The 21,275-nt window shown below is 64.6% G+C and carries 18 protein-coding genes and 1 pseudogene; 6 read left to right on the forward strand and 13 right to left on the reverse strand.

Going from position 1 to position 21,275, the window contains the following annotated elements; genetic code table 11:
* Positions 1 to 104: 104 nt before the first annotated feature.
* Positions 105 to 281 (forward strand): annotated as a pseudogene (locus QJT78_RS26200) (ROK family protein); the annotation flags it as partial.
* Between the two features lie 70 nt (positions 282 to 351).
* Here the strand turns inward: QJT78_RS26200 and QJT78_RS26205 are convergent.
* The 6 genes from QJT78_RS26205 to QJT78_RS26230 form a co-directional block, all read right to left on the reverse strand.
* Positions 352 to 1,101, reverse strand: coding sequence for a phosphorylase (locus tag QJT78_RS26205; RefSeq protein WP_028146954.1), 750 nt, complete (start codon positions 1,099 to 1,101; stop codon positions 352 to 354).
* Positions 1,098 to 3,065 (reverse strand): squalene--hopene cyclase, encoded by a 1,968-nt coding sequence (gene shc, locus QJT78_RS26210; protein WP_028146953.1) that lies wholly within the window; start codon positions 3,063 to 3,065, stop codon positions 1,098 to 1,100. Before shc ends, QJT78_RS26205 begins: the two co-directional genes overlap by 4 nt.
* 50 nt (positions 3,066 to 3,115) lie before the next feature.
* Positions 3,116 to 4,372, reverse strand: coding sequence for a hydroxysqualene dehydroxylase HpnE (hpnE, locus tag QJT78_RS26215; protein WP_028146952.1), 1,257 nt, complete (start codon positions 4,370 to 4,372; stop codon positions 3,116 to 3,118).
* Positions 4,372 to 5,211 carry a presqualene diphosphate synthase HpnD gene (hpnD, locus tag QJT78_RS26220; protein WP_028146951.1) on the reverse strand — a complete coding sequence of 280 codons (840 nt, stop codon included), beginning with the start codon at positions 5,209 to 5,211 and terminating at the stop codon, positions 4,372 to 4,374. Before hpnD ends, hpnE begins: the two co-directional genes overlap by 1 nt.
* On the reverse strand, positions 5,201 to 6,085 hold the full coding sequence (gene hpnC / locus QJT78_RS26225) for a squalene synthase HpnC (RefSeq protein ID WP_028146950.1): 885 nt from the start codon (positions 6,083 to 6,085) through the stop codon (positions 5,201 to 5,203). The genes hpnD and hpnC overlap by 11 nt, the downstream gene beginning before the upstream one ends.
* Before the next feature lie 192 nt (positions 6,086 to 6,277).
* The gene (locus tag QJT78_RS26230; protein ID WP_028143219.1) at positions 6,278 to 6,511 is read right to left on the reverse strand and encodes a hypothetical protein; all 234 of its coding nucleotides are present in this window, start codon (positions 6,509 to 6,511) and stop codon (positions 6,278 to 6,280) included.
* Between the two features lie 457 nt (positions 6,512 to 6,968).
* Here QJT78_RS26230 and QJT78_RS26235 point away from each other — a divergent pair, with 457 nt between their 5' ends.
* The 3 genes from QJT78_RS26235 to QJT78_RS53190 all read left to right on the forward strand — a co-directional run bounded on the left by QJT78_RS26235 (position 6,969) and on the right by QJT78_RS53190 (position 8,374).
* The gene (locus QJT78_RS26235) at positions 6,969 to 7,466 is read left to right on the forward strand and encodes a hypothetical protein (protein WP_028146949.1); all 498 of its coding nucleotides are present in this window, start codon (positions 6,969 to 6,971) and stop codon (positions 7,464 to 7,466) included.
* A 75-nt stretch (positions 7,467 to 7,541) separates the two neighbouring features.
* Positions 7,542 to 7,886: a hypothetical protein gene (locus tag QJT78_RS53185; RefSeq protein ID WP_309248362.1), complete on the forward strand. Its 345-nt coding sequence runs from the start codon at positions 7,542 to 7,544 to the stop codon at positions 7,884 to 7,886.
* Entirely contained in the window at positions 7,880 to 8,374 is a 495-nt protein-coding gene (locus QJT78_RS53190) for a hypothetical protein (protein WP_348652390.1), read from the forward strand. Before QJT78_RS53185 ends, QJT78_RS53190 begins: the two co-directional genes overlap by 7 nt.
* A gap of 28 nt (positions 8,375 to 8,402) precedes the next feature.
* Here the strand turns inward: QJT78_RS53190 and QJT78_RS26245 are convergent, their stop codons facing one another.
* From QJT78_RS26245 to QJT78_RS26260, 4 genes are all read right to left on the reverse strand, one after another.
* A complete protein-coding gene (locus QJT78_RS26245; RefSeq protein WP_028146948.1) occupies positions 8,403 to 10,769 on the reverse strand; it encodes an MMPL family transporter in 2,367 nt (788 codons plus the stop codon).
* A gap of 208 nt (positions 10,770 to 10,977) precedes the next feature.
* Positions 10,978 to 11,760 carry an ethanolamine ammonia-lyase subunit EutC gene (gene eutC, locus QJT78_RS26250; RefSeq protein ID WP_028146947.1) on the reverse strand — a complete coding sequence of 261 codons (783 nt, stop codon included), beginning with the start codon at positions 11,758 to 11,760 and terminating at the stop codon, positions 10,978 to 10,980.
* Positions 11,761 to 11,766: 6 nt separating this feature from the next.
* Complete coding sequence (locus QJT78_RS26255) at positions 11,767 to 13,353, reverse strand: B12-binding domain-containing radical SAM protein (RefSeq protein ID WP_028146946.1); 1,587 nt, start codon at positions 13,351 to 13,353, stop codon at positions 11,767 to 11,769.
* A 152-nt stretch (positions 13,354 to 13,505) separates the two neighbouring features.
* Positions 13,506 to 14,888: an ethanolamine ammonia-lyase subunit EutB gene (locus QJT78_RS26260; RefSeq protein WP_028146945.1), complete on the reverse strand. Its 1,383-nt coding sequence runs from the start codon at positions 14,886 to 14,888 to the stop codon at positions 13,506 to 13,508.
* A 290-nt stretch (positions 14,889 to 15,178) separates the two neighbouring features.
* Here QJT78_RS26260 and QJT78_RS26265 point away from each other — a divergent pair, with 290 nt between their 5' ends.
* The gene (locus QJT78_RS26265; protein ID WP_038942982.1) at positions 15,179 to 16,918 is read left to right on the forward strand and encodes a HAMP domain-containing methyl-accepting chemotaxis protein; all 1,740 of its coding nucleotides are present in this window, start codon (positions 15,179 to 15,181) and stop codon (positions 16,916 to 16,918) included.
* Positions 16,919 to 17,226: 308 nt separating this feature from the next.
* Positions 17,227 to 17,541 carry a hypothetical protein gene (locus tag QJT78_RS26270; RefSeq protein WP_028146943.1) on the forward strand — a complete coding sequence of 105 codons (315 nt, stop codon included), beginning with the start codon at positions 17,227 to 17,229 and terminating at the stop codon, positions 17,539 to 17,541.
* A gap of 33 nt (positions 17,542 to 17,574) precedes the next feature.
* Here QJT78_RS26270 and QJT78_RS26275 read toward each other — a convergent pair whose 3' ends face one another.
* The 3 genes from QJT78_RS26275 to QJT78_RS26285 form a co-directional block, all read right to left on the reverse strand.
* A complete protein-coding gene (locus QJT78_RS26275) occupies positions 17,575 to 18,084 on the reverse strand; it encodes an AAA family ATPase (protein ID WP_028146942.1) in 510 nt (169 codons plus the stop codon).
* A 148-nt stretch (positions 18,085 to 18,232) separates the two neighbouring features.
* Positions 18,233 to 19,456, reverse strand: a complete 1,224-nt coding sequence (locus tag QJT78_RS26280; protein ID WP_244433428.1) for a hypothetical protein — start codon at positions 19,454 to 19,456, stop codon at positions 18,233 to 18,235.
* Between the two features lie 558 nt (positions 19,457 to 20,014).
* Positions 20,015 to 21,229: an acyl-CoA dehydrogenase family protein gene (locus QJT78_RS26285; RefSeq protein WP_028146940.1), complete on the reverse strand. Its 1,215-nt coding sequence runs from the start codon at positions 21,227 to 21,229 to the stop codon at positions 20,015 to 20,017.
* Positions 21,230 to 21,275: the final 46 nt, after the last annotated feature.

The following is a 21,275-nucleotide window of genomic DNA, read 5'->3' on the forward strand; positions in this document are numbered from 1 at the left end:
GCTCTTGCCCGGGAAACAAACTCAAACTAACAGTCCCTTGTCCTGCCTCGCGGGTGGAGGAATTTGACTGACCACACCCGGAGGAATTTGAAGTGACCCGCGGGGCATTCGACATGATGCGCCGCGCCTATGAGGAGCGGCTCGAACAAGCGGTGTTGCCATGGCTGCTCAAGTCCACGGCGATCTATCTGCGTCCAAGCGAGTCGGCGGCAATCGTCGAGGGCATGATGCGACGGACGCTGTGGGTCGTGGACCGAAACCGCATGGAGGCGACCGAGTGAACAGGCACCGAAACGCAAAAGGCCCGGTCGCCAATGGCGACCGGGCCTTTTGCTTTATCGCATCAAGAGGTCAGGCCGCCTTGGAGACCAGGGCCTCGCTGTCGACGAGCTCGGTGCCGATCAAATAGTCGCGGCAGCCGCGCAAGCTACGCAGCGCGCGGTTGAAGTCGATGCCGGTCGAGACCAGCGCATGCAGCGTGGTCGGATTGCGCACGATGCCACGGAACACGGCTGCGAGATCGATCTGGCCGTTCGGCTTGATGGCGGCGCGGGCGAGCGCCGGCAGCGCGCGATGGGCGGGATCGCTGATGACGCGGACCGCGGCAAAGGGCAGCCCCGCCTCGGCGGCGTAGGCGGCCGCGATGTGGCTCTCCATGTCGACGGCAGAGGCTCCGGTCTCCGAATGCAGCGCCGCCTTGCAAGACCGCTTCGTGACCACCTCCTCGGCGCCGGCAAGGCTGCCGCGCACCACGCGGCGGCGCCCGGACGTCAGGCGGTCGATCAGTTCATCGCCGAGCGACAGGCCTGCGGCCCAGCGGGTATCGCCGGAGAGCACCTCGGTCGCCAGCACGACGTCGCCGGAGCGCAGCGTCGGGTCGAGCCCGCCGGCCACGCCGAACGAGATCACGCCGCGAATCGTCTCGGGATCCACCACCGTCAGCAGCGCCCGCAACTGGGTCGGGCTGCTCGACGAGCAAATGACCGCCATTCCGGGCCCAGCCGCGATACGGGCCTCCTGAACCAGTCCAGTCACGATCAATATCGGCCGCGGGTCGATGGCATTACCCACGGTCAGATAGTCCCCCGTCCCCAAAGTCACATCCCGACCCCTACCACCCTGCTGTTGGTGTTCCGCAAGTTCCGATACCGCGCCAACGCCCACAGCGGGAAGAACTTCGGGTAACCGTGATAACGCAGATAGAATACACGAGGAAAGCCTGTGGCGGTGTACCGCTGCTCGTCCCACAGTCCTTTTTTGTTCTGTGTTGCAATCAGGTACTCCACCCCGCGGGCGACGGCCGGGTGATCAACCTCACCAGCAGCCATCAGGGCAAGCAAGGCCCATGCCGTTTGCGAGGCGGTCGAGGGAGCGGCCTCCCAGCCCTTGTAGTCGAGACGGTAGCTGACGGCGTCCTCGCCCCAGCCGCCGTCCTTGTTCTGGATCGAGGCCAGCCAGTCGGCGGCCTTCCGAATCATGGGGTCGTCATGGCGGACGCCGGCCATGTTGAGGGCACAGAGCACCGACCAGGTTCCGTAGATGAAGTTCATGCCCCAGCGGCCGTACCAGGACCCTTCCGCGTGTTGGGTCTTCCGGAGGTAGGCGACCCCGTCGGCCACATGCTTGCTGGACTTCTCGGTCTCGCCGAGCTGGGCCAGCATGGAGATGCAGCGCGCGGTGACGTCCTCGGTCGGCGGATCGAGCAGCGCGCCATGATCCGAGAACGGGATGTTGTTCAGATAATATTCGAGATTGTTGACGTCGAAGGCGGCCCAGCCGCCATCGTCGCTCTGCATGCCCTCGATCCACTCCCGGCCGCGGTCGATCGCGGCGTCATAGCCGGTCGCACCGTGCTCCCGTCGCATGCGGTCCATCGACATCACCACCACCGCGGTGTCGTCGAGATCGGGATAATAGGCATTGTTGTACTGGAAGGCCCAGCCGCCCGGGCGCACGTCGGGCCGCTTCACCGCCCAGTCGCCCTTCACCTCGAGCTCCTGCTTCGGGATCAGCCAGTCGAGGCCCTGCTTGGCCGCAGGCACGGCTATGTCACCGCCGGCTTCCAGCAGCGCGTGGGCGGTCAGCGTCGTGTCCCACACCGGGGAGACGCAGGGCTGGCAGTAGGCCTCGTCGCCATTGAACACGAGCAGCTTGTCGATGCCCCGGCGCGTGACCGCGCGCGGCGGATAATTCTCGTCCTTGCCGAGCGCGTCATACATCATGACGATGTTGGCCATGGGCGGATAGATCGCACCCATGCCGTCCTCGCCGTTGAGCCGCTCCTCGGTGAAGGCGAGCGCCGCATCGATCGCGCGCTGGCGCAGGCTCTTCGGAAACATCGGCTCGATCACGCGCAAAATGCCGTCGAGCGCGCGGAACAGCACGAACCAGGCCATGCTCTGGTGCGGCGCCTTCGCGGTCATGCCGATCGAGCGCGGATCCTGGAGAAACAGCTCGTCGATCCCGACGCCCTTCGGATTCTTCGCCAGCGGCTTCAGCGCGGCGAGAACCATCAGCGGCACCATGGTGGTGCGGGCCCAGTAGGAAATCTTGTTGAGGTGGAACGGCGACCAGAACGGCAGCAGCACGATCTCGATCGGCAGCACCGGCACCGCGCGCCAGGTCAGCACGCCGAACATCGCAAGCAGGAAGCGCGTGAAGACGTTGCTGTTGATCGCGCCGCCGCGGGCATGGATCGCCTCGCGCGCACGCACCATGTGCGGGGCGTCGACGGAATCGCCGATCATCTTGAGCGCGAAGTAGGACTTCACGCTCGCGCTCATGTCGAACTCGCCGTCATGCACGAGCGGCCAGCCGCCATGGGCGCCCTGAACGCGGCGGAGATAATTGCCGAGCTTGGCCTCGAGCACGGCGTCCACGGGCTCTGCGAGATAATGGCGCAGCAGGATGTATTCGGCCGGAATGGTGCAGTCGGCCTCGAGCTCGAACACCCAATGGCCGTCGGATTGCTGGAAGCCGAGAACGCCTTGCGTCGCCGACGCAATGCTCGATTCCAGGACGCCCGATTCCAAGGCTTCGCGGCTGGTCGCGTTCACGGCATCCATGTCGCTCGATTGCTCCGATAGTCGATTGAAATTGACCGGGACTTTGCCCGTCAGGGCCGCTTTGCGGCCAAAACCAGATCGGCGGCGCGATCACCGGACCGTACCGATCCCTCGATGGTTGCAGGCAATCCCGTAGCAGTCCAGTCGCCGGCAAGAAACAGGTTTTTCAGCGCAGTCGCAGGTCCCGGACGCAGGGCATTCTGGGCCGGTGTGGCCGCAAATGTGGCACGGCGCTCGCGAACGATCTGCCAGGGGGGCAGCTCGCCGGACACGCCGCCCGCCTCGCAGACGTCGTTCCAGATCGCCTGCGCGAGTTCCTCGCGCGGCATGTCGACCAGGCGGTCGCCATTGCTGATGGTCACGGAGAGCCGATTCGGGAACGCGAACAGCCATTCAACGACGCCGCCGATCACGCCGAGGATCGGCGCCGAGCCCGGCGGCGGCTCGAACCGGAAATGCGCGTTCACGATGGCGCGGAATTCGGTCGGCGTCTTCAGCCCCGGCAGCAGGCTCGCAGCGGCACGCGGCGGCACCGCCATCACGACGACATCGCCCTCACCGAGCTGGATCACATCCTCGCCGCCGAAATTCAGCGCGCTGGCCTTGCCGTCACCGGTCGTAAACGAACGCAGCTCATGGCCGAGCTGAACGGTGTGGCCACGCTCCTGCAAGAACTTCACGGCAGGCTCGATCAGCACGGCGCTCAAGCCGTCGCGCGCAATCAGCGGCCGGCACGCCTGTCCGCCCGCAAGCAGCGTCTCGCGCACGATCGCGCCGGCAAGCCCGGCCGAGCCCTCGGGCGGATCGACGTTGAGTGCCGCAAGCAGCAGCGGCTGCACCAGCCGTTGATACAGGATGCCCTCGCAGGGAATCGACTTGCCGACCAGCGTCTCCTCCGACGCCCAGATCAGCGGCGCCAGCTTGAGATAATCGCTGAGCCCGGTGTCGGGAACGCGGCGGCTTTCGTCGAGCACCCAGGTCGGCAGCCGGCCATCGCCGAGATCGATCTGCCAGCGCTGCCCGGTCTTGATGTCGACGAACGGAAACTGCGCGCGTTCGGGGCCGACGAGGCCCGCCTCGGTGCCGATCGAGCGCGCATAGGCGCGCGCATGGCTGTTGCCCGACAGCAGCAGATGATTGCCGTTGTCGATGGTGAGATTGGTGGCGCCGTCGAAATAGGAACGGCAGCGGCCGCCGGCCTGGTGCGTCGCCTCGTGCACGGCGACCTTGAAGCCGGCATTGGCGAGCCGCACGGCGGCGGAGAGGCCGGAAATTCCAGCACCGATGATGTGAGCTGTCTTTTGCATCAGATGAAAGCGTAACGGAGCAGGATCAGGATGCGCGTGACCTTCGACACACGCACCGGCTCACGCGGCGCGTTGAAGCCGCGCGCGATCAGGAGGTCCAGAATGGAGTGGTAGTACTTCGACATGATCCGCGGCGCGCGCACGGCGCGGCGCTTGTTGCGGTTCATGATCTCGTCCGACTTCTCGAAATGCGCTTTCGCGCGCTGCGTCAGCGGCTGGCAGACCTTCGGCAGCGCGCGCTCGGTGATCACGCGGTTCGGGTCGTTGGAGGTGATGCCGGCATGCAGCAGTGCCTCGCGCGGCAGATAGAGCCGGCCAAGGCCTGCGTCCTCGTCGATGTCGCGCAGGATATTGGTGAGCTGGAGCGCGCGGCCGAGATGGTAGGCGAGCTCGATGCCGTCCTCTTCCGGCAGGCCGAACACTCGTACCGACAGCCGCCCCACGGCGCTGGCGACGCGATCGCAGTAAAGATCGAGAGTCGCCATGTCGGGCGCGCGGATGTCCTGCGGCACGTCCATCTCCATGCCGTCGACGATCGCAAGGAAATCCTCGCGCTTGAGGCCGAAGGTCTTCACCGAGGCGACGTAGTCCTTCAGCCGCGGCGGCGGATGGCCCTGATAGAGCGCGTCGATGTCGTTGCGCCACTCCTGAAGCGCGGCGAGCCGCTCGTCGCGCGGGCCGTCGGAATCGGCGATGTCGTCGACCTGTCGGCAGAAGCTGTAGATCTGGAACATCGCTTCGCGCTGGTCATGCGGCAGGATGCGCATCGCAGCGTAGAAGGAGCTGTTCGATGCGGTCGAGCCGTAATTGGCGCTGGGCGAGGTCGCCTCAAGCGTCATGTGCAGTCCCCGGTCTGGAAATGGCCTTGCGTCCGATCGCGCGGCGGCCGACTTCGCCGATCATGCCGGCGAGGCTGAAAATGAGAAGCTCGAACTTGTTCAGATGCACGCGCTCGCGCAGGGGATCGCGCACCTTCAACAGACGCACGATACGATCGGCATAGGCCTGGATCACCGCGACATCGACGCCGAGGCGGAAATCGCGGATCTCCGCGCTGAGCGACCTGCCCTCGTCGAGCAAGGCTGCGTTGCGCACGGCGAGCGCCTGAAGGCAGGCCAGCATCGCCGGCGGCGACTGCGTCAGCCCGAGCTGCTCGACCGAGGCGCCGCTCGCGGCCAGCGCGTCGCGCGGCAGATAGACGCGATTGAGCTCGCGAAAATCCTTGCCGCAATCCTGGAGGTGGTTGTTGATCTGAAGGCCTGCGCAGAGCGCGTCCGAGGCCGCCCATGTCGACGTGCTCTCGCCGTGGACGTCGAGCATGAAACGGCCGACCGGCATCGCCGAGTAGCGGCAATAGTGGATGACCTCGTCCCAGTTCTCGTAGCGCAGCTTGGTGACGTCCATGCGGAACGCGATGAGCACGTCGAGCGCGTGTCGCGGCGCCATGCCTCGCTCGGCCAGCGCCCGCCGCAGAATGACGGCTTCGGCCTGGGTCTCGCCTTCGCCGAGCAGTTCCGCCTCGAGCAGGTCGAGATAAGCGAGCTTCTGGTCGGGCGGCAGCGTCGCGTGATCGGCGATGTCGTCGGCGGTACGGACGAAATTGTAGTACGCCAGGATCAGCGCGCGATGGCGCGGATGAATGATCCAGGACGCGACGGGAAAATTCTCGTCGCGGTCACCCTTGCCGGATCGCAATTCGCTCGCAGAGGTCATCGAGGGCTGGTTTACAATCGTTTGGACAGGAAGGGCTTTTTCGCTCGCGCGGGCTCATGCCGACGATGCCGCCGCGGCCCCCATATAGGGGAATACGGCCGCAAAACCAATCCTGTCTCTCGATGGCTGCCCTTCCGGATCCGGCCCGAAAAGGCGGCCCCGGGGCCGCCCTTGGTGGGCCAGTGGCCGAGCTTACTGGTTGTGGGTCTTCAGGACCTGGTCGCAGGCCTGCGAGATCTTGGCCCGGTTCTCCTTGAGGCAGGCCAGGATGGTGAAATCGCCCTGGTCGATGACCGGACGGCAGAACTTCTGCACATCGCGCGTGCAGGCCTTCTGTTCGGCGTCCGTGCCGCGTCCTGCCTGGGCGAATGCCGCCGTCGAAAGGGAGGCCGACAGCAGGGTGAGAGCGACGAGAAGCTTACGCATTGTATTCCTTCATTCTGGCGGCAGAACCGCACCGATCCCGGACAGCACAGGGCGAACGACCGGAACGGATTGTTCTGATGGCAAGTCGCCGCGGAACGCGCGGCCTCGGAGAAGCCACAAGCACTGGCAAATGCGGCCAAATTGGCGCCACATCCACCAAATCAGGTCTTCCCTCACTCTTCATTGGCAGATGTAAGAGATTGATACTACGTCATAATTCTGGCACACCGCGTTTTGATGCGTACCTGTTGCAGAGCTGCATCTCTCCGCCCTGCTTTTCCCGCCAGAAACACAGCGAAACAGAGAGAATCGCGCAGCCTGACCTGGTGCGAGGGCGTCGTGAACCGCCGTCCCTGGCTGTCAGGCTTTGAACCAGACACAGGCTCGGAACACTAAACTTTCGATGTGGCGAGACGTTCATCCTAAGCGAGCGTCGTTCGAAAACGGGATATTCAAAATGCAATTCTTTGGGCGATCTGGACAGGCAATCAAGGCGGCCGGCATCGGGGCTGCGCTGCTCTTCTCAGTTTCGGCAAGCCATGCTCAGTCGTCCGGACCGTTTGCAGGTTTCGACGGTGCGTGGAGCGGCACCGGCACGGTGTCGCTGTCCGATGGCAGCACCGAGCGCATCCGCTGCAAGGCCGACTACAAGGTCGCCGGCACCGGTCTCAGCCTCAAGCAGGCCCTTCACTGCGCGTCCGACAGCTACAAGTTCGACCTCACCAGCGACGTGACGAGCCAGGGCGAGCGAATCTCCGGCAACTGGAGCGAGACCAACCGCAACATCTTCGGCAATCTCCAGGGCACCGCCGGCGGCGGCCAGATCGAGGTGTTCGTCGAGGCCAACGGCTTCGCCGCCAACCTGTCGCTGCGCACCAACGGCACCAAGCAGACGGTGCAGATCAGCTCGAAGGGCGAGATCCGCGGCGTCAACATCACGATGACGAAGGGCTGACGCCCTTCCCAACGGACAGGGAACACGCCCCCGGTTCTCGCGAGCCGGGGGCTTTTTGCTGACATTGTTGCAGACATGGACCCAATTCGCAGACATCTGCTCAAGGCCGCCGGGCTCTTCGTAGCCAGCCGCGCCTTCGCCAATGACCAGCAGGGAACGAGCATGCAGCCTTCGTCGGTGAAACCGCGTCACGTGCTCTGCTTCCTCGGTAAGGACGAGAGCCTGCTGCATCCGCCGAAGGCGGTGGCCAAGACAATCGGGGATTTCAACTTCGAGATCGACCGCACCTATTCGCAAGCCAAGCCCGATCCGCACATGGAGCAGTCGTTCGGCGTGTGCTGGGATCGCGTCTTCCCGAAAGCCTGGTCTGCCGCGGACGAAGCAGCCGTGGCCAACCACAAGGCGTGCTCTATTTGCTGAGCCCGCCGCTGGAGCAGCAGAAGGCAGTCGCCTTTTCGGCCGCGGCCTTGCGCATCGTCGAGGAGATGACCGAAGCCGGTGCCACCGCCGCGAAGGGCGAAAGCGCCGGCGTTGCCCACGGCCTCGAGCGGTGGCGCAGTCTCGGCGATCAGGCACGCAAGGGCGCAAAGACCAGTCAGGGCCTTGGCATGACCCTCGCCGTCGCCAAGGCGTGTCGTCTTGCTTTCGCCAAGCGTCCGCTCGGCGGCGATCGCTATTACGAGACCGTCGGCTATCACCTCGTCGGCTTGCCGGAGATCTATGTCGCGAAATCGCACGGCAACGAATGGTCGGCGGTGATGCTCATGGAGGAGATTGCCAACGCCATGGCCGAGCGCGGCATCGAAGCGACGCTACGCGATCGCAAGCTTACGCTCTCGCGGGAGCGGGACTACGCCGAGGACGATTTCAAGTTCAATCCGTACGGGATCGTCCGCGTCGAGGCGTGAGCAAGGGGCGGCGTATGCCGCCGCCCGCTCAGATCGCCGGCTTGTCGGGGCCCTGAAGCTTGGCGTGCAGGTTGATCAGCCACATCGCCGTCGGCCGCAGGATGAAGAGGTCGGCGACAAGGGCCATCACCATCGAGAAGGCGCTGAGCCAGCCGAACAGCCGCAGCGACGGCAGATCGGAGAACACGGTGACGACGAGGCCGCAGGCCAGCACCACCGTGGTCAGAATCAGCGCCGGTCCGACCAGCACGGTTGCCCGCTCCACCGCAAGCGCCGAGCCGACACCCGGCTTGCTCTCGAGTCGCAGGCGGTTGAGGAAGTGGATGGTGGCACTCAAGCCCAGGCCGAACGAGACGGTGAGCGCGACGACGCTGGCGAATTGCAGCCCCTCGCCCATCGCCCACAGCACCGTTCCCGACATCACCACGGGGAAGATACCCGGCAGGATACAGGCGAACATCACCACCCAGGAGCGGAAGGCGAGCCCGATGAAGATCGCGACCAGCGCGAACTCGACGGTGAGGCCGCGGTTCAGCTTCTCGATCATGCTGGCCGAGTTGCGCGCCGCAATCGCGGCAAGGCCCGTCACCGCGATCTCGTAGCCCGGATGCTTCTTGCGGACGGCGTCGAGCTCCGTGTCGAGCTTGTCGACGATCGGCAGCAGCTGGCTGGAATCCTTGTCCGGCACGCGGCCTGCGACCACCACCGCATCCTGTTCGGCATCGATGAAGCGCCGCACCAGATGCTCGGGGATGACGCTGACATACTCCTTCAGCGTCGCGACGTCGGCGCTGCCGGCCTTTTCCGCAAGCCAGCGGCGCAGGGTCTCGAGCGACCAGACGTTGCCGACACCGGCCGCCTTCTCGACGGTCGCATGCACGTCAGCGATGGTCTGGAGCGTCTCCGGCGAATAGAGCGTTTCACCCTTGGGGAACTGGATCAGCACGTTGACCGGATTGGCGCCGGTGAGCTTGGCGTCGAGCCGGTCGCTGGCGGCAACGGCCTGGCGCTTGTCCGGCACCTGGTCGGCGAGCCGGTAGCGCGGCTCCAGATTGGCATAGATCACGCCGAGGCCGGCGACGAACAGCACCGCGATCAGGCTGAACAGGCCGGGACGGCCCACCATGCGCACCGCGATCCAGTAGCAGAAATTGCGCAGCGCCTGGACGCCGGCATCCGCGCTCTGGAACTTGACCGCGAACAGCTTCTCGTTGCGCACGAGCAGCACGCCGAACACCGGCACCAGCGACAGCACCGCGACCAGCGCGATGATGGTGGCGGCGAGGCCCGCCTCGCCGAACTTGCGGATCAGGTCGGAGTCAGAGAATTGCAACGCAATGAAGGAAATGCCGGCGGTGCCGTGCGTCAGCACGCAGGCCGGTCCCACCACCAGCACCGCGTTCTTGAACGCGGTGAACTTGTCCTGGCCCGCGATCAGCCGGTCGCGCGCGGCGAAGGTGAGCTGCATCGAGTCGGAGAAGCTGATGACCATGATAAGCGGCGTCATCACGTTCAGGAACATGTTGAGATTGAAATTGGCCCAGCCGAGCGCACCGAGCGCCAGCAGGATCGCGATCATCGGCGGGAACGCCGCCGCCACCATGAACGAGATCTTGCGGAAGAAGATGATGGCGATGATACAGCCGGCGAGAATGCCGAGGATGTTGTAGGTGAGCCCGTCGCGCTCGACCGCGTTGCGGATCTCGAGCTGCATCACCGGCACGCCGGAGAGCTGCACGTTGAGGCCGGTATCGCCGAGGTCTTCCTTCATCAGCGCCCGGATGTCGCCGACGGTCTTGGTCAGCTTGCTGGAGGCGACCACCTGCGGATCGAGCGACAGCACGATCAGCGCCAGCGTGCCGTCCTCCGACAGCAGCTTGCCGCGGATGATCTCGTTGTTCTTGACGGTCTCGATGAACTTGTCATAGGCCGCGCCCTCGGGCAGCTCCGGCGGGAACAGCGCCGCCGGCAGCTTGCCCGGCGCCGGCGCCTGCCGCGCCGAGAACAGCGAGACCAGGCCGCGCGTGCCTTCGACCAGCTGCATGTCGGTGACGAAGTCGCGCAGCTTCTCGAGGTTGTTTCGCGCCAGGAGGTTCTTGCCTTCGACCACGACGAGAACGTCGAACTCCTCGGCCGGGAATTTCTTGGTCACCTCTTCATACTGCTTGAATTCGCGGGTGTCGGAGCGGAACAGCTGCGACAGCGAATCGTCGATCTTGATCCGGTAGATGCCGAACACGGCACCGACGATCAGAGCGAGCAGAACGATGCAGGAGAGGATCGGCGCGCGGACGGCGATCAGCCCGATGCGCTCGAGCCCGAAGGCGATCGAGGACGTCGGTCCCTGCTCGACCTTGTCGACATGAACCTCATTCTCGCGGTGCTTTTCGAGCATGCCTTGTCCAGTTCCTAAATCGGCTCGGGTCTGTGAGCTTATTGCGTCCCGCGAACGGCTCGAAAATGCCATACCAATGGGAGGCTTGCCCTTTGAAAATGCGCGGAAAATTGCCGCGAGGGGTTTAGCAGGTCCAAACGCCCTCTCGCAAGCGCGCGCAAGCGCACAAATTGGATCAACATGCGGCGATTTCGACCCTTGATATCGGTCATTCCGGCCGGATCGTCCCGATTCGAGCGGGAGGATCGCCGCTCTCGTCTTTGAGCGCCACGCCGGTGACCTCCCGGGCCATCCCCTCACGGACCAGCCACGCGATCTTGAAGGCGGCCTCGTCATGGCTCAGCCCGGCCTTGTGGATGTTCGAGACGCAATTGCGCTCGGCATCGGTACGGCCCGGCTTCGGCGCGAAGGTCAGGTAGGCGCCGAGGCTGTCGGGCGCGGACAGGCCCGGCCGCTCGCCGATCAGCGTCACCACCATGCGCGCGCCGAGAACCGCTCCGATCTCGTCGCCGAGCGCGACGCGCGCGCCTGAGGCGACAACGACATGTCCAATCGCGACGTCGTCGCCTTCCGCGAGCAGCGGCCGCAGGTGAGACACCAGCGCCACCGCATGGGCGTGGACCGCCGCCGCCGACAGGCCGTCACCGATCACGACCGCGAGCTGGCACGGCTCCGAGGCATGTCGTGCCAACAATTCGACCGAGCCGGCATCGAGCTGTCGCCCCAGATCCGGCCGCCGCAGATAATCCCTGCGGTCGACCGCCTGGCTCCGCGCCTCGGTGACGACGAAGCCAAGCGCGCGGAGATCGGCGACCAGACGCGGCGCGTCGAACACTGCATGCACGGCATCGCGGGCGCGGGCATGGTCCAGCGTGAAATCCAGCAAGGCCCTTGTCGGCACGCTCGCGCCGCTGCGCCCGAGCGCGACGCGCGCAGGCGTCAGCGACCGCAGATCGAGGGTCGGGCGGCGCGGGACGGCCGGATCAGACATGTCGCGTCATTCGGCGGGAACGGAGGCTTCCCGCAGGCGGATCGAATAGTTCGAGGCGTTTTGCCTGCCGCTGGACGCCGCGCGCGCAAACGTAATCAGATGGTGCGCGATCAAGGTGCAGCCGATCAGCCCTTCGAGGTCGCCGCGCTTGATGCGCCCGAGCGCAAACTTCCAGAACACGCGCCTGTAGTCGCCAAGCACACCGACCTTCCAGAAGATGTTGCGCAGCATGACGAGACCGCGCCGGATGTTGGGCCAGGTCTTCATCTCGTCGGGCGTCGGCATCTTCAGGCGGTGCACATAGACGTTGTCGCATTGATACTGGAAGCGCGCGTAGACCTTCTCGGGCTCGTAGGCGACGCCCATGGCGTGCTTCCAGGATGCGACGACCTCGTCATAGGGCAACAGGAAGTCGACGTTGGAATCGCGGCCGTCATCCTCGATCAAGCGCCCCTCGCGCTCCAGACGGTCCCAGAGCGGCGTCTTCGGCAGCGCCTGGAGCAGGTTGATGGTGAGCAGCGGAATCCGGGACTCCTCGACGAAGGCCAGCAGCGCCTCCGACGTGTTCGGCTTGTCGGTGTCGAGCCCCATGATGATGCCGGACACGACCTCCATGCCGTAGGAGTTGATCGTTTGCACGCCCTCGAGGATCGGGACCATCATGTTGTGGTCCTTGTGCATCGCCTTCAGCGCGTCGGGATCGGGCGTCTCGATGCCGCAGAAGATGGTGATGAAATAGGCCTCGCGCATCTTCTCGAGGATCTCGGGCCGCTTGGCGATGTTGAGCGTCGCCTCGCAGGCGAGCCGCACCACATAGCCGGTCCGCTTCTGCCATTCGATCAGATGCGGCAGCAGGTCCATTGCCGCCTTGCGGTTGCCGATGAAATTGTCGTCGACGAAATAGACCGTGTCGGTCATCCCGCATTCGCGCAGGCGGTCGAGCTCGGCGATGATCTGCTCGGGCGACTTGAGGCGCGGATTGCGGCCGTAGAGGCCGGGGATGTCGCAGAACTCGCACTGATAGGGGCAGCCGCTGGAATACTGGATGCTGCCGAGGAAGTATTTCTTCACGTCGGCGAGTTCGTAGGCCGGGATCGGAAACTCCGTCATCGGCACGCGGTCCTTGGTGGTGAGCACCACCTGCTCCCCGGGACGCGACGCGTCGCGCGCCAAAATCTCGATCAGCCGATTGGTGGCGTCGCCGAGTTCGCCGACATGGAGATAGTCGAAGGACGGATAATAGTCGGGGCAGGCGCTGACGGAGGGACCGCCGAGCGCGACCGGGAGATCGAATTCATGGGCGCGGCGGCAGATGTCGTTCATCTGCTGGCGCTGGATGTGCATGCCGCTGACGAAGACCGCCTCCGCCCACGCGAGCTCTTCGTTGGTCGCGCGACGGAGATTCTCGTCGACGAACTTGACCTCCCACTCCTCGGGCAGATAGGCCGCGAGCAGCAAGAGCCCCTGCGGGGGCATGAAGGCGCAGACGCCGTCGGTCAATGGATAGGAATGCTCGAACGTCCCGAACGACGAGGTGTACCGGGGAAACACGCACAGAATCCGCCGGGTCGTACCGTTACTTTCAGCTCGCATCAAAGCTCCCCCGCCACGGTCGACATAGCTGCGGAAATTGCCAGCCAGACACATAGCGTAATGCTGTCGCCGGAATTTCTCAATATTGTGGCAGGACCATAATTCCGAGAGGGACCAATGGTTTCCTCAAGCCGCCGGGCGCTCCCGCCGCGTCACGCGATCAGCCGTGAGGCAAAATCGGGCAGCAGGCCTGCGTCGCCGGCAAGACGGAAATCGGCGCCCGCGATCCCCGACTGCACCAGCCAGTCGTCGAATTCCGGCGCCCGGCGCAGGCCGAAGACGTCGCGGACATAGAGCGCGTCGTGAAAAGACGTCGACTGGTAGTTCAGCATGACGTCGTCGGCCCCGGGGACACCCATGATGAAGGTGACGCCGGCGGCCGCCAGCAGCGTCAGCAGATTGTCCATGTCGTCCTGGTCCGCCTCGGCATGGTTGGTATAGCAGATGTCGATCCCGAGCGGCAGGCCGAGCAGCTTGCCGCAAAAATGATCCTCCAGCCCGGCGCGGATGATTTCCTTGCCGTCGTAGAGATATTCCGGGCCGATGAAGCCGACCACGCTGTTGACCAGCAATGGCGCAAAGGCGCGGGCGACCGCATAGGCCCGCGCCTCGCAGGTCTGCTGGTCGACGCCGTGATGGGCGCCCGCCGACAGCGCCGAGCCCTGGCCGGTCTCGAAATACATCACGTTCTCGCCGACCGTGCCGCGCTTCTGCGACAGGCCCGCCTGCTGCGCCTCCTTCAGGAGCGCGAGGTCGACGCCAAAGCTGCGGTTGGCGGCCTCGGTGCCGGCGACCGACTGGAAGACGAGGTCGACCGGCACGCCGTGCCCGATCAGCGACAGCGTCGTCGTGACATGGGTCAGCACGCAAGCTTGCGTCGGGATCTTCAGCCGCGCGATGATCTCGTCGAGCAGCCGCAGCAATTGCGCGATGACAGCGGGATCGTCGCTGGCCGGATTGATGCCGATGCAGGCATCGCCAGCCCCTAGCAGGATGCCGTCGAGGATCGAGGCGGTGATGCCCCTGGCGTCGTCGAAGGGATGATTGGGCTGGAGCCGCGTGCTCATCCGCTCCTTCAGGCCGATGGTGTTGCGAAAGGCGGTGGTGACCTCGCATTTCCGCGCCGCCAGGATTAGGTCCTGGTTGCGCATCAGCTTTGAGACCGCGGCTGCCATCTCCGGGGTGATGCCGCCTGCCAGCCCGCGCAAAACCTCGGATGTCGCCGCGTCCGACAGCAGCCAGTCGCGAAAGGCGCCGACCGTCAGCGAAGCCACCGGCGCGAATGCCCTGGCATCGTGGCTGTCGATGACGAGGCGGGTGACCTCGTCGGCTTCGTACGGGATGACCGCTTCCTGCAAGAACTGCCCGAGCGGGACGTCGGCGAGCGCCATCCGCGCCGCGATCATCTGCTCGGCACTTGCGGCGGCAATTCCGGCCAGCCGGTCGCCGGAGCGCGGCGGCGTCGCCTTGGCGAGCAGGTCGCGCAGGTCCGGGAATGTGTAGGTCGTGGCGTCGATGGTGTGGCGGTAGACCAAAGGCCCCTCCGGGGTTCATCGGCCAGTGGCCGACTCAAAATCGAATACGCGCTTGGCGGCCGGCGTGCACGCCGATGTTTGGGGCACTGCGGGCGAATCCCGGGCCGGCCCCGCGGAAACCGAGACAACGGGACCAAGCGGCTGAAATAGCTGACCTTTCTTTCGACTAAGGACGAAGTAGCCGGGCCACTGCGTTAAGACGGCGTCCATCTTCATTCTGCATAGTTTTGCATCAATTTTATACGACCGCGCTCTCCGGCCACTGCCGGCCATTGGGGCCTCTGAAAAGCATGACAACCGACCGTTCTGGGAATGCCACGGGGGTGGCAGGCCGTTTCACGCTTGCGATCAAGCTCTACGCGATCTTCGCTCTGTTCGCGCTGCTCACGGCGGCGATCGCGACGCTGTCCGACTACAACAGCCGCCGCAGCGCCGAGTTGACGAGCGCGATCGAGACGGCGAACGCCGCAGCACTCAATGTCGAGCGGGTCAACTCGCTGGTCTACGCGGTCGTGATGGAATCACGCGGCGTCTACATGTCGACCGAACCGGCCGTCGTGAAGAAATACGGCGAAGGCCTGCTCAAGTTCAACGCCCAGATCCTCGATGTCGTGAAGCGCTGGGAGACCATCGTCAAAGCCGACGATGCCGAGCAGTTCGCCACCTTCAAGAAGCGCATCGAGCAATTCGTCGAATTCCGCAAGGAACTGGTGCGCCGCGGCGTCGAGATCAATGCGGCCGCGGGCCGCGAATGGGGCGACAACGATGCCAATCGCGCGGTGCGCTCGGCGCTGAACAAGGATCTCGAGGCGCTGTCCAAGGTCTATGCCGAACGCGCCAGGCAGATCGCGCACGAGACCGAGACCAATCGCACCCTCTCCTTCGTGCTGACCTGCCTCGGCGGCGTGGCGCTGGCCCTCGTCGTGATCGGCATCGTCATCATCGCCCGCTCGATCGCACGCCCCCTCTCCGCGATCACCGCGACCATCGAGCAGGTCGCCGACGGCGCCGAGAATGTCGTAGTGCCGCACTCTGACCGCGCCGACGAGATCGGCGCGCTGGCACGCGCCATCCAGATCTTCCAGGACGCGATGGGCCGCAACCGCAATCTCGCCTCGCAGGTCTCGCAGGACTCCGCGGCGCGCGAGCAGCGCGCCCGCCACATCGAGCAATCCGTCGAGGCGTTTCGCGAGGCGATCGGCGCGATCATGCGCGGCCTCAGCGACAACGCCTCCGTCATGCGCGAGACGGCACAGACCATCACCCGCGTCACGGCGGATGCCAGCAGTCGCGCCGGCACCGCGGCGAACGCCACCGAGCAGGCCTCGCACAACGTCACGGCGGTGGCAGGCGCGGCCGAGGAGCTGTCCGCGTCGGTGGTGGAGATCGGCCGCCAGGTCCGGCAGTCCGCAGGCGCGGTCGAGCAGACCGGCCAGCGCACCGAGAAGTCGATCTCCGAGATCGAAAGCCTCGCGGCCGCCACCCAGCGCATCGACGGCGTGCTCAACCTGATCCAGGCCATCGCCGAGCAGACCAACCTGCTCGCGCTCAACGCCACCATCGAAGCCGCGCGCGCCGGTGACGCCGGCCGCGGCTTTGCCGTGGTCGCGCACGAAGTGAAGGCGCTGGCGGGTCAGACCGCCAAGGCGACCGCCGAGATCGGCGAGAACGTCTCGATGATCCAGGCGTCTACCCGCAACGCGGTCGATGCCGTGCGCGAGATCGGCGGCGCCGTGCGCGAGATCAACGATGTCACCTCGGCCATCGCCGGTGCCATCGGCCAGCAGGACGCCGCCACGCGCGAGATCTCGTCCAACGCCCAATCGGCCGCGCAGGGCAACGAGACCCTGGTCGCCAACATCACCTCGCTGCGCGACGCCATCGGCGAGACCGACACGGCGGCGGCCTTCGTGCTGACGGCGGCGAGCAGCCTGACGGAGACGGCGGACACGCTGTCGCGCGAGGTGGAAAAGTTCTTCCAGAACCTGCGTTCGGGAGCGGCCGATAGCCGTATCGCCAAAGCGGGATGATGAAGGCGAAATGATCGGGCGCCCCCCGGCGCCATCAGGCCGGCGGCAGGCCTGCCAGAACCAAAAACTGAAAAACAACCTCATGCACAGTAGCCGGGGCCAGCGATATCAATGGCTTGGCCTCGCGCTCGGGTGATTGCTGATTTTACGAAATCGCATTGACGCGTCGGGCAAAACACTGGCATGATGTCATCGTGGCGCCGCCAGGCGTCATGGAAGCCGGACGCCGGGGTTATCTGCGCGGCTTCAACTGCGCACCCTAAAGTCGATCGTCAAATTTGGATGGCCTGGAGCCAGCGAAACCCAACATGCGGAAGGCCCAAATTGTCGTTCTGATCATCCTGTTCTCGTGTTTTGCCTACATAGGGATCACAGGAGAGGGACGAGCCAGGATCATCGCTGTTGCGACCGCAATCGTATTTGCGGCAGTGGCTTACGCCTCCTTCTTGCAGGAGCAAATGTACCGAAAGGCTCTCAGGCCCGGAGCGTCAATTTTCTCCCTGGAGACGATGTTTCGGGCGACGTTCACGCGAGAGTTTCTCTATTCCATTGTGTTGTTTCTAGGATTGCTTGCATTCGTTGGCATCGTCATCGCCACGGATGAGCTGGGTCAGCTTCAGTAGACTTGTGTTTGCGGAAGGAGGCGCCAGAAGCGGCTACCGACGGTCAAGCAAGCCGAGCGCTTCTTCCACGCACTCCTCGAGACTGCGCCGTGCTGTGTCGACCGTAAAATGATCGCGCTCCCACGGAGCGTAGGCTCGGCCGGCGACCGCATTCCAGCCGGGCAACGACAGCCCGGCAATGTCGGTCGATCTCGTCTCAATCCTGCGTCGGTGCTCGTCGGCATCGCTGCACGCCACCTCGATCCAGACGATCTCGGCGCCAGCCTTTCGCGCAGCGATTTCCCAGCCTTCCCGCGCCTCCTCGCAATCATTGACGCAGTCGGCAATCACGTCCAGGCCGAGGGCGAGGTTATCTGTCGCGACGGCCTGAGCGGCGCGATAGGTCCAGTCCAGCAGATCAGCCGGTGCAGTACCGGATGCCCAGATCGCTTGATCCATCGAATCGATCCGCAGCCAGGCGGCTCCGGTACGCCGCGCCAGAACCCGGGCAATGGTCGACTTGCCGACCCCCGGCAAACCAGCAAGCGTGATGAGTCTCGCCATTGCACACCCGAATTGCGTTGGACCGGCCCCTTAGGGACGTGACGTCGGCCACCACGAATAAGCGGCCAAGCAAACGAAAGCGGCTATTAGCCACTGCAACCCCGGTAAGCACCGCCATCGACAGCTCACATCGAACGAGGCGGGACTATCATTCCGAACCGGAAGGATCGACCAATATGCGAACGCGGCCGTCGGCATCCGCGACTTCACGATAACGGCTCAACTCCGCCTTGAGGTCGGGATCCGAATTGGCCCAGGCCAGCCAATCGAACGGCATTGAGCTCAGCAGATAGGTATCCACGAGAATCACATTCGGACGACCGGCTCGCAGGTCCGCCAACAGCAGCCGCCGCTCGAAATTGATGATGCCGTCCAGTTTCGCTCGCTCACCCTCAGGCAGTTGCGAGCTCTTCTGCTGGAGCATCGAGCCGGCCGCCAACGCCTGCCCACACGTGTTGCCCGCCCAGGTCGCATTGATCTGGCGGACGAGCGGATGCCCGAGAGCGACGTGATCGCCGATCGTGATCAGGCGCGGATGCTTTGCAAGGGCCAGGATACGCTCCTCCAGTGGCGGGAACGGCCGCACCTGAAGGGACAAACGGGAGCCGATGCACACAATCGCAGCAAGGGCGCAGATCATGACAGGCAGGCGCAACGTCTTCGTGCGAGCCTGCAGCAACGGCGCGGCACTCGCAAACATGCAAAGCGCAAATGCGGTGTAGGTCCAGCCCTTGCCCTGGATGATGAAACTCGCCGCTCCGCCAACCGCCGCGGCCAGCCACGGCGTTGCGCCGCCTTCCCATTTGAAGTCCTGCGGCGCCAACAGGCGCACGAGGCCGACGGAAGCGACCAGCATAACGGCCGGGAAAAAAAGCAGATCGCCGAAATCCATCCTCAATGGCACATAAGCGGCAGTGACCATCGGGGCAAAGGTCAACAGATAAGCCGGAAAGAAGATGGCGAGCATCGCTCCGTAGCCGATGACGACAGCAGCGGCCGCACAGGCTTCGGGGGTGAACAAGGGTCTGATGGAGCGTTGACGGAGGACGCAGAGGATGATCGGCAGGCCGACCACGAGGGTCAGGTAGGGCTTGAGGCTCATGCCCAACCCAGCACCCAGTCCTGCCAGGATCGCAACCGGTCCGGGCGCAAGCCCGCGCCAGCGGATCGCAGCGATGGCGACGAATGGCGTCATCGCAATGACGGCGATGTGTTCACGCTGTCCGAATACGGCGCTGGGAAAAATTGCGAACAGGAATGCGAGCACGCACGCCGTAATGCTCCTCTCGTCGGCTTCCAGCTTTGCCGCCGCAGCGGCGCGATCGATGATGACGAGCGCGGCAACGATCTCGATCATCACCAGGATGATCACGATGATCTCGGGGGCAATGCCGGTGATGCGCGCAAGCTGCAACGCCGGCATATACAAATAGACCGACAGCGGCGGATTCAGCTCGAAGACGTCGACGCCAAGCTTTCCGCCATCGAGAACCTTCTCGCCTTCGGTCAGCAGGCAGCTCAAATCCGCGTTGAGAACGACAGGCATTTGAACGAGCAAGGCTATCAGCAGGATCGCCGACACGATGATCCAGCGGTAGCTCATGCTAAACGTGCTTCCTGACATGGCCAGGGGCGTGACCGCCTCTTTTGACGCCGGCAAAGGCCCTCTCCTCGAACGGAAGCGGTCTATTGTCTCTCACCCGTGCGCGAACCTGCCGCAGCGCGCACTCAGCGCCACTTTCAATCGAGAGTCGTTACTATTGTGCTACAATGTTCTGAAACAATGCCGTAACGACCTGAAACAGTGCCGTTTCATGGTTAAATGCCAGGCCGAATGGCGAGACGCCTGGGGTTGCGCGCCGCATCCTGCGCGCCGTTATGAGCGTTCATCCCACATCAAGCTGCACGCGCCCCTGGAGAGGGTCAGGCGCTACCCCATCACCCCGCCGCGCTTGATCAGCTCCTTGCCGACCGCGGCAAGGTGCACTTGGTCGGGGCCGTCGCCGATGCGGATGAAGCGGGCGTAGACATAGGCGCGGGCGAGGAAGGTGTCCTGCGAGACGCCGGCCGCGCCGTGGATCTGGATGGCGCGGTCGATGACGCGGGCGGCCATGCTGGGCACCACGATCTTGGCCGCGGCGATCAGGTCGCGCGCGGCCTTGTTGCCTTCGCGGTCCATCTTGTCGGCAGCTTGCAAGGTGAGCAGTCGCGCCTGCCCGATCTCGCAGAAGGAGTGCGCGATGTCCTCGCGCACCGAACCCTGGTCTGCGAGCGGCTTGCCGAAGGCCGTGCGCGATACCGAGCGCTGGCACATCAATTCGAGCGCGCGCTGGGCGCAGCCGATCAGCCGCATGCAATGGTGGATGCGGCCGGGGCCGAGCCGGCCTTGCGCGATCTCGAAGCCGCGGCCTTCGCCGAGCAGGATGTTCTCGGCCGGTACACGGACATTCTCGTAGACGATTTCGGGATGGCCGACCGGCGCGTCGTCGTAGCCGTAGGTCAGCATGTCGCGGACGATGCGCACGCCGGGCGTCGCCTTGGGCACCAGGATCATGGATTGCTGGCGATGGCGGTCGGGATCATCGGGCGCGGTCTTGCCCATCACGATCAGGATCTCGCAATCCTCGTTCATCGCGCCTGACGTGAACCATTTGCGGCCGTTGATGACGTAGTCGCCGCCGTCGCGCTTGGTCTCGCACTGGATGTTGGTGGCGTCGCTGGAGGCGACCTGCGGTTCCGTCATCGAGAAGCCGGAGCGGATGCGCCCCTCCAGCAGCGGCTTCAGCCAGCGCTCCTGCTGCGCCGGCGTGCCGTAATTGGCCAGCACCTCCATGTTGCCGACATCGGGCGCGGAGCAGTTGAAGATTTCAGGCGCCCAGAGGATGCGGCCCATGATTTCTTTCACGGGGGCGTATTCAAGATTGGTCAGGCCTGGACCGTGCTCGCCGGAGAGGAACAGGTTCCAAAGCCCCTGCTCGCGCGCCAACCGCTTCAAGTCCTGCAGCACATGCGGCGTCTTGTAACGCGCGGCTTCCGGCTTCACCTGCTCGTAATAGAGCTCCTCGACCGGCTCGACATGCGCAAGCATGAATTGGCGAACGCGTTCCTGCAGCTCCAGCGAACGGGCGGAGTGTTGAAAGTCCATGGTGGGTCTCCTGTTCGCTACTTTTGAGGTCGTCATGCCCGGGCTT

Source organism: Bradyrhizobium sp. Mp27 (assembly GCF_029953005.1).
GTDB classification, from domain to species: Bacteria; Pseudomonadota; Alphaproteobacteria; order Rhizobiales; family Xanthobacteraceae; genus Bradyrhizobium; species Bradyrhizobium barranii.

Bases quoted from the DNA above. Each gene is read 5' to 3' on its own strand.
- QJT78_RS26245 (WP_028146948.1), bottom strand. From the start codon at position 10,769: ATGCTCGAAAAGCACCGCGAGAATGAGGTTCATGTCGACAAGGTCGAG.
- hpnD (WP_028146951.1), bottom strand. From the start codon at position 5,211: ATGACGCTTGAGGCGACCTCGCCCAGCGCCAATTACGGCTCGACCGCA.
- QJT78_RS53185 (WP_309248362.1), top strand. From the start codon at position 7,542: ATGGACCCAATTCGCAGACATCTGCTCAAGGCCGCCGGGCTCTTCGTA.
- QJT78_RS26285 (WP_028146940.1), bottom strand. From the start codon at position 21,229: ATGGACTTTCAACACTCCGCCCGTTCGCTGGAGCTGCAGGAACGCGTT.
- QJT78_RS26255 (WP_028146946.1), bottom strand. From the start codon at position 13,353: ATGCGAGCTGAAAGTAACGGTACGACCCGGCGGATTCTGTGCGTGTTT.
- eutC (WP_028146947.1), bottom strand. From the start codon at position 11,760: ATGTCTGATCCGGCCGTCCCGCGCCGCCCGACCCTCGATCTGCGGTCG.
- hpnC (WP_028146950.1), bottom strand. From the start codon at position 6,085: ATGACCTCTGCGAGCGAATTGCGATCCGGCAAGGGTGACCGCGACGAG.
- shc (WP_028146953.1), bottom strand. From the start codon at position 3,065: ATGGATGCCGTGAACGCGACCAGCCGCGAAGCCTTGGAATCGGGCGTC.
- QJT78_RS26265 (WP_038942982.1), top strand. From the start codon at position 15,179: ATGACAACCGACCGTTCTGGGAATGCCACGGGGGTGGCAGGCCGTTTC.
- QJT78_RS26275 (WP_028146942.1), bottom strand. From the start codon at position 18,084: ATGGCGAGACTCATCACGCTTGCTGGTTTGCCGGGGGTCGGCAAGTCG.
- QJT78_RS26230 (WP_028143219.1), bottom strand. From the start codon at position 6,511: ATGCGTAAGCTTCTCGTCGCTCTCACCCTGCTGTCGGCCTCCCTTTCG.
- QJT78_RS26270 (WP_028146943.1), top strand. From the start codon at position 17,227: ATGCGGAAGGCCCAAATTGTCGTTCTGATCATCCTGTTCTCGTGTTTT.
- hpnE (WP_028146952.1), bottom strand. From the start codon at position 4,372: ATGCAAAAGACAGCTCACATCATCGGTGCTGGAATTTCCGGCCTCTCC.
- QJT78_RS26235 (WP_028146949.1), top strand. From the start codon at position 6,969: ATGCAATTCTTTGGGCGATCTGGACAGGCAATCAAGGCGGCCGGCATC.